This is a genomic window from Actinoplanes sp. NPDC048791 (genome assembly GCF_040650095.1).
Lineage (GTDB): Bacteria > Actinomycetota > Actinomycetes > Mycobacteriales > Micromonosporaceae > Actinoplanes.
The window spans coordinates 1-6,630 of record NZ_JBEZGQ010000439.1; the positions used below are offsets into that span (position 1 = coordinate 1).

The 6,630-nt window shown below is 71.2% G+C and carries 8 protein-coding genes; 3 read left to right on the top strand and 5 right to left on the bottom strand.

From position 1 onward, the window contains the following. From AB0C29_RS27185 to AB0C29_RS27195, 3 genes are all read right to left on the bottom strand, one after another. A partial coding sequence (locus AB0C29_RS27185) for a DUF1015 family protein (protein ID WP_360825618.1) occupies positions 1 to 679 on the bottom strand: 679 nt, incomplete at its 3' end. Positions 680 to 738: 59 nt separating this feature from the next. Continuing rightward, the gene (locus AB0C29_RS27190) at positions 739 to 981 is read right to left on the bottom strand and encodes a hypothetical protein (protein ID WP_212989802.1); all 243 of its coding nucleotides are present in this window, start codon (positions 979 to 981) and stop codon (positions 739 to 741) included. Positions 982 to 1,046: 65 nt separating this feature from the next. Next, positions 1,047 to 1,673 carry a disulfide bond formation protein DsbA gene (locus AB0C29_RS27195; protein WP_360825621.1) on the bottom strand — a complete coding sequence of 209 codons (627 nt, stop codon included), beginning with the start codon at positions 1,671 to 1,673 and terminating at the stop codon, positions 1,047 to 1,049. A gap of 127 nt (positions 1,674 to 1,800) precedes the next feature. On the opposite strand from AB0C29_RS27195, the gene pepN reads away from it, so the two are divergent. Next, on the top strand, positions 1,801 to 4,359 hold the full coding sequence (gene pepN / locus AB0C29_RS27200; RefSeq protein WP_360825624.1) for an aminopeptidase N: 2,559 nt from the start codon (positions 1,801 to 1,803) through the stop codon (positions 4,357 to 4,359). 122 nt (positions 4,360 to 4,481) lie between these two features. After that, positions 4,482 to 5,042 (top strand): Uma2 family endonuclease, encoded by a 561-nt coding sequence (locus AB0C29_RS27205; RefSeq protein ID WP_360825627.1) that lies wholly within the window; start codon positions 4,482 to 4,484, stop codon positions 5,040 to 5,042. Here AB0C29_RS27205 and AB0C29_RS27210 read toward each other — a convergent pair. Both AB0C29_RS27210 and AB0C29_RS27215 read right to left on the bottom strand, forming a co-directional pair. Continuing rightward, complete coding sequence (locus tag AB0C29_RS27210) at positions 5,039 to 5,446, bottom strand: DUF5130 family protein (protein ID WP_360825636.1); 408 nt, start codon at positions 5,444 to 5,446, stop codon at positions 5,039 to 5,041. The genes AB0C29_RS27205 and AB0C29_RS27210 overlap by 4 nt on opposite strands. A 70-nt stretch (positions 5,447 to 5,516) precedes the next feature. Next, complete coding sequence (locus tag AB0C29_RS27215) at positions 5,517 to 5,816, bottom strand: hypothetical protein (protein WP_360825630.1); 300 nt, start codon at positions 5,814 to 5,816, stop codon at positions 5,517 to 5,519. A 216-nt stretch (positions 5,817 to 6,032) separates the two neighbouring features. Between AB0C29_RS27215 and AB0C29_RS27220 the strand changes: the two genes are divergently transcribed. Further along, positions 6,033 to 6,521: a hypothetical protein gene (locus AB0C29_RS27220; RefSeq protein WP_360825633.1), complete on the top strand. Its 489-nt coding sequence runs from the start codon at positions 6,033 to 6,035 to the stop codon at positions 6,519 to 6,521. Positions 6,522 to 6,630: the final 109 nt, after the last annotated feature.

The window sequence follows — 6,630 nt, forward strand, 5'->3', positions numbered from 1 at the left end:
GCAGCCCGCCGGTCTGCGCGGCCAGGCTGCGGTGGTTGCCGTCCGCGACGACCAGCTCGCCGCCGCCGGCCAGCGCGGTCAGCTCGTCCTGCAGCGGACCGGCGGGAATCACCCAGATGGCGTGCGTGCGGCCGCTCTGGTCGGTGTCGGTGGCGGCCGGCGCACCGGCCGCGTCGCTCGCCGCGGCCAGCGCGGCGTGCAGCTCCTCGCCCATGCCGGTCTGCAGCAGCAGCACCGGGGAGAGCAGGGTCTGCAGGGCATCGGCCAGGGCGACGCGCTCGCGCACCTTGGCGATGAACACGTCCTCGTTGCGGATGACCAGCCCGGGCTCGTCGGCGCTGGTGGAGATCTGGTCGGTGTCGACCAGCGCCCAGAGACCGTACGCCGTGGGCTCGCCGGCCGCGGTGATCCGGTAGAGGACCACGACCTGCTCAGCGGGCGTGTAACTGCCCTCGGCCTTGTCCCGCGCGAGCCGCTGGGCGGCGTCGCCGAGGCAGTCGAGGAACGACTTGCCCAGGGACTCGGGTGCCCGGTGGGGCATCTCGATGGCGAGCGCGCTGTGCGGGTTCGCGGCGATGATCGCGGTGATCTCGGCATCGTCGGCGAACTCGTCGTAGTTCTGCGCGCCGGTGCCGCCAGTGGTGATCCAGGCCCGGCTGATCGGGTGCACGACCGTCATGCCGCGAACCTACCGACCGGCTGTGACAGTCGTGCGCACACCCCGGTGTGTTCCCACGCTCACTTCGAGCGGCGGGCCCGCCCGTACGCGGGCACCGACGGCATGTTGCCGCGCATCTTGGCCTGCTTCGCCTTGCGGACCGCCGCGACGGGCGGACCCGCCTCAGCCACCGGGAAGGCGGTGACAGTGACGGGCGGCGCCACCATCGCGGCGACATCCGCCGGCAGATTGGGGCAGAAGCTGTCCCACACACCACGATGCACAGCGATCGTGGAAGTGGCAACGCTGTCGGACTCGGCCATCAGAGCCTCCGGTCAGATGTGGTTCTCACTACATCCAACGACTGGCCGGAGGCTCAGGTGGCGATTCAGTCGAAGATGGGGTCCTGGTCGCGGCTGCGCTTGAGCTCGTAGAAGCCCGGCGTGCCCGCGACGAGCAGGACGCCGTCCCAGAGCTTGCCCGCCGCGTCACCCTTCGGGGCCGGCGTGACCACCGGGCCGAAGAAGGCGACCTTCTCCCCCTCGACCGGGCCCGGCGCGTGGATCACCGGCGTGCCGACGTCCGTGCCGACCGGCTTCATGCCGGCGTTGTGGCTGGCCTTCAGCGCGTCGTCCCAGGCGTCACTGCCGGCCGCGTCGGCCAGCGCCGGGTCGAGGCCCACCTCGGTCAGCGCCTCGGTGTAGAGCTTCTCGTCCAGCTCGTACTTCTGCAGGTGGATACGGGTGCCGAGGGCCGTGTACAGGTCGCGCAGGACCTGCGGGCCGGCGGCTTCGGCGGCGGCGATGCAGACCCGGACCGGGCCCCATCCCTTGGCCATGAGGTCCTGGTACTGCTCGGGCAGGTCACGGCCCGCGTTGAGCACCGAGAGACTCATGACGTTGAACGTGATGTCGACCGGCCGGACCTTCTCCACCTCGAGCAGCCAGCGCGAGGTCATCCAGGCCCAGGGGCAGATCGGGTCGAACCACATGTCGACCGCGGAGCGTTCAGTCATACCTCTGATCCTGCCCCTTTCCGCCCGCACCCGGCGGTGACATGCGCCACCGGTCAAGCGCATAGGGTGACGTGGAAAGCTCTAGGTCGGGGCGACGAAGCCTGGACCAGCATGGAGGAGAGTGAACGTGGCCGGAGTTCGTAACCTGACCCAGGTCGAGGCCGCCGAGCGGGCCCGCCTGCTCGAGGTGACCGGGTACGACATCGCCTTGGATCTGACCGACGGCCAGGGCGGGCCCGGGGCCGGCACCTTCCGTTCGACCACCGAGGTCACGTTCCGCTGCGCCGAGCCCGGCGCCGAGACGTTCATCGAGGTGGCGGCGGCGAGTGTCCGGTCGGCGGTGCTCAACGGCACCCCGGTGGACCTGTCCGGCTGGTCGGCCGAGCGGGGCCTGGCCCTGACCGGCCTGGCGGCGGACAACACCCTGGTCGTCGACGCCGACTTCGCGTACTCGGCGAGCGGGCAGGGCCTGCAGCGCAGCGAGGACCCGGTCGACCAGGAGATCTACCTGTACAGCCAGTTCGAGACGGCGGACGCCCAGCGGGTCTACGCCGCCTTCGACCAGCCCGACCTGAAGAGCATCTTCACCTGGCACGCCACGGTCCCGGGGCACTGGAAAGTCGTGTCCAACATGCCCGTGGACTCCACGGCCGAGGCCGCCGGCGGCGCCAAGACGGTGCATTTCAGCACGTCGCCGCGGATGAGCACGTACATCACCGCGCTCTGCGCCGGGCCGTACCACGAGGTGCGGGACAGTCACGACGGCATCGAGCTGGGCATCTTCTGCCGGGCGTCGATGGCGCAGTATCTCGACCCGGACGACCTGTTCCTGATCACCAAGCAGGGCTTCGACTTCTTCCACGAGCAGTTCGGCGTGCGGTATCCGCTGCCCAAGTACGACCAGCTCTGGGTGCCCGATTTCAACGCCGGCGCGATGGAGAACTTCGGCTGCGTCACGCACGCCGAGGCGCACTACATCTTCCGCTCGCAGGTCACCGACTACGAGTACGAGCAGCGCGCCAACACGATCCTGCACGAGCTGGCCCACATGTGGTTCGGCGACCTGGTCACCATGCGCTGGTGGAACGACCTGTGGCTGAACGAGTCGTTCGCCGAGTGGGCCAGCCACTGGTGCAACACCTCGGCGACCCGCTTCACCGACGCGTGGTCGACGTTCCTGTCCGTCCGCAAGGCCTGGGGCTACCGGCAGGACCAGCTCTCCTCGACCCACCCGGTCTACTGCGAGATGCCGGACCTGGAGGCCGTCGAGGTCAACTTCGACGGCATCACGTACGCCAAGGGCGCGAGCGTCATCAAGCAGCTCGTCGCGTACGTCGGGCTGGACTCGTTCCTGGCCGGGCTGCGGGCGTACTTCCAGCGGCACGCCTGGGGCAACGCCACCTTCGACGACCTGCTCACCGAGCTGGAGACGGCGTCCGGCCGGGAGCTGCGCAAGTTCGCCGCCCAGTGGCTGGAGACCGCCCAGGTCAACACGCTGCGCCCGGTGCTGACCATCGGCGGCGACGGCGCGTACGAGAAGGTCGTGGTCAAGCAGGAGGCGCCCGCCGCCTATCCCACGCTGCGCACCCACCGCATCGGCGTCGGCCTCTACGACGTGCGGGGCGACCGGCTGGTGCGCCGCGACCTGCTTGAGATCGACGTGAGCGGCGAGGAGACCGAGATCCCCGCGCTGGCCGGTGTGCCGGCCGCGGACGTGCTGCTGCTCAACGACGACGACCTGACGTACGCGAAGCTGCGCCTGGACGAGCGCTCGATGGCTGCGGTCGTGCAGCACATCGACGGTTTCGAGTCGTCCCTGCCGCGGGCGCTGTGCTGGGCCGCGGCCTGGGACATGCTGCGCGACGCCGAGCTGGCCGCCCGCGACTACCTGGCCCTGGTCGGCACCGGCCTGCCCAAGGAACGCGACATCAACCTGACCACCGCGACCCTGCGGCAGGCGGCCACGACGCTGACCATGTACGCGGACCCGGCGTGGGCGCCGACCGGCTGCGCGCTGCACGCCGACACCGCCCGGGCGGCGCTGGCGGCGGCCGAGCCGGGCAGCGGCTTCCAGCTCGCCTGGGCACGGGCCTTCATCAACGCCGGCCGCGGCGAGGACGACCTCGTGGTGCTCCGCGGCTGGCTGTCCGGTGCCGGCGTGCCCGAGGGGCTGACCATCGACACCGAGCTGCGCTGGTCGCTGCTGGAGGCGCTGGCGGCCCGGGGCGCGGCGACCGAGGAGGAGATCGCCGAGGAGCTGGCCGCGGACCGGACGGCCAGCGGTGAGCGGGAGGCGGCGCTGGCCCGGGCGCTGCTGCCGACGCCGGAGAACAAGGCGCGGGTGTGGGCGCAGCTGACCGGCGAGGAGAAGCTGCCGAACTGGCTCAGCCGGTCGCTGCTGCAGGGTTTCCAGACGTCCTCGCAGGTGGAGCTGACCGCGCCGTACGCGCCGAAGTTCTTCGAGGTGGTCGACGACGTGTGGGCGCGTTCCGACAGTGAGCCCGCGCAGGAGTTCGCGATGCTGGCCTACCCGGCGTACCAGGTCAGTGAGGAGACGGTCGCGCTGACCGACGCCTGGCTGGCCGGCGACGGGCACTCCCCCTCGCTGCGCCGGCTGGTGGCCGAGGGCCGTGACGGTGTGCTGCGGGCGCTGAAGGCCCGGGCGAAGGACGCCGCCGCCGGTTGATGAGTTTGTGCGGGTCGTGCGGGACTGAATCCGCACGACCCGCGAAACTTACGGCGCCCGAAACCCGGCGGAAACAACTTAGCGTGAGTACGCTGGCACTCCACGGCGTTGGAGGTGGTCCGGTGGCGATCGGTACGAACTCACTGCCGAGGTGGACCGCCCCGGACGGCCGCTGGACGGAACCGGACCTGCACCTGTTCCCGCAGGACGGCCACCGCTACGAGATCGTCGACGGCAGCCTGCACGTCACCCCACCGCTGGACGGCCCGCACGAGGCCGTCGTCCGGGCCGTGCTGACCACGTTGCGCGGCGCCGCCCCGAGCGGCTGGTGGATCTGCGCCCGGCTCGGCATCGAGGCCGGCGCCAGCAACCTGATCCCGGACGTGACCGTGCTGAAGCCGCAGTCGTCCGGGGCGATCTGGGCCGACCCGGCCGACGTCGCCTGCGTGATCGAGGTCGAGACCGACACCAGCCGCCGCTACGACCGGCTGCTCAAGCCCACCCTGTACGCCGACGCGGGCATCGCCGCCTACTGGCGGATCGAGCCGGACCCGGCGCCGGTGCTGCACACCTACACCCTGGGACCCGAGGGTTACCTGCCCCGGCAGACGATTCGGGGCGACGACCTGGTGCAGGTCGACGCCCCGTTCCCGGTCCGGGTTGCCCCGTCCGCTTGGCTCTAGTGCCGGCCGGCGTGTGAGGCCAACTGGTCCAGCCCGGCGAGCACGCCCCCGGCGAGGTCACCGCCGGCGAACGACGCCGCCATCGACAGCGCCGCCAGCTTGGCGTCGCGGTCGGAGATGCGCTTGCGGGCGTCGCTGCCGGTGACAATCTCCAGGACCCGCTGGTTCGGCGAGATGGCGACCAGGACGGCCCTGGCCGCGCCGTCGAGCTGGCGGTGCAGCTGCTCGGCATACTCCCGGGTCGGCTCCTCGAGGTCGCCGATGTAGACGCTGAAGGTCAGGCCGGTCTGCTGGTCGGCGACGCGCAGCGCCTCGTCCAGGCGCAGCAGCTGCCGGGTGGTGAACGGCCCGTCCAGCGCGTCGATGCCCGCGTCGGACGTCGACAGCTCGGGCTCCTCGCTCAGGGTCGGGCCGCCGGGCTCGTCCAGCGCGGTCAGCGGCTGCTCGGCGGGGCCGCTGACGATGGCCTGGTGCTCACCAACGGTCACTTGCGCCTCCTGTGGTGCCGGGCCGGACCTGCATGCCCGTGGCGTCCTCGAGGACACCCGGGGGCAGCTCCGGAGCGGACGAGGTCTTGCCGCCGAATGCCGGGCTCACCTGCGCCGGCGACGCGAGGAACCAGATCGGCTTGAAGTCGTACGGCCGGCCGGGACGGTAGCGGCGCGCGGGCCGGCTCCGGCTGGAACCGGCGGCGACGAGCGCCGCGACAACGACGATGACACCCAACGGGATGATCGCGTAGATGAGAAGCGTGCTGAATATCGACAACCTCAACGCCCCCAGGCGTCATAAGGAACCGGGCCAATTCACTGTGTTCCCAGTGATCCGAACGTCAATCACGGTAGCGGAGTGCGGGTCGTCGCGGAGCGTCGGGTGTCAACACTCATAAGCGGGATCTCCGCAGCCACGCGAAAACGGCCCGGAGGTGCGAAAATCACCCCCATGAGCCGTCCGTGAAGTTCGTGCCCCGGACGGCAGGAGGGGGAGGTCATGCGCACACCCGTCCCGGCCGCGCTGGCGGCGCTGGCTCTGGCCCTGCCGATGGTGCTGATCGACGACATCCCTGCTCACGCGGCCGGTGTCTTCGTGGAGACCAACCCGAGCACGGTCCGCGCCGGCGACGAGGTCGGCATCCGGGCGAGCTGTGACGACAACCTCAAAGCGGCGACGGTCACCACGGATCCGACCGGCGCGGTCATCGTCTCCCCCCGGTACGGCTTCCTGACGGCGACCGCGCGGGTGCCGGCCACGACCGACGCCGGCGACTACAACGTCACGCTGGAGTGTCCCGACGGCAAGACCGCCAAGAGCACAATGCACGTGGTGCTTCGGGTCGAGCCGGCGCGCGGCCCGGCGACCGGCGGTGGCGGCACTGCGGGTGGCGGATCGGCGCCCTATCTGATCGGCGGCGGGCTGGCGGCGCTGGCGGCGGGTGTCGCGCTGAGCGTGGTGGCGGCGCGCCGCCGCCGGTTCGGCTGAGGGGGCGGCGGATGACCCGCCGGGCGATCTCCGGATCGACGCCTCCTCCTGGGCCACGGATGCCCGAGTCGGTGCTGCGCCGCCGCCCGGCCGAGATCGTGGCCCGGCC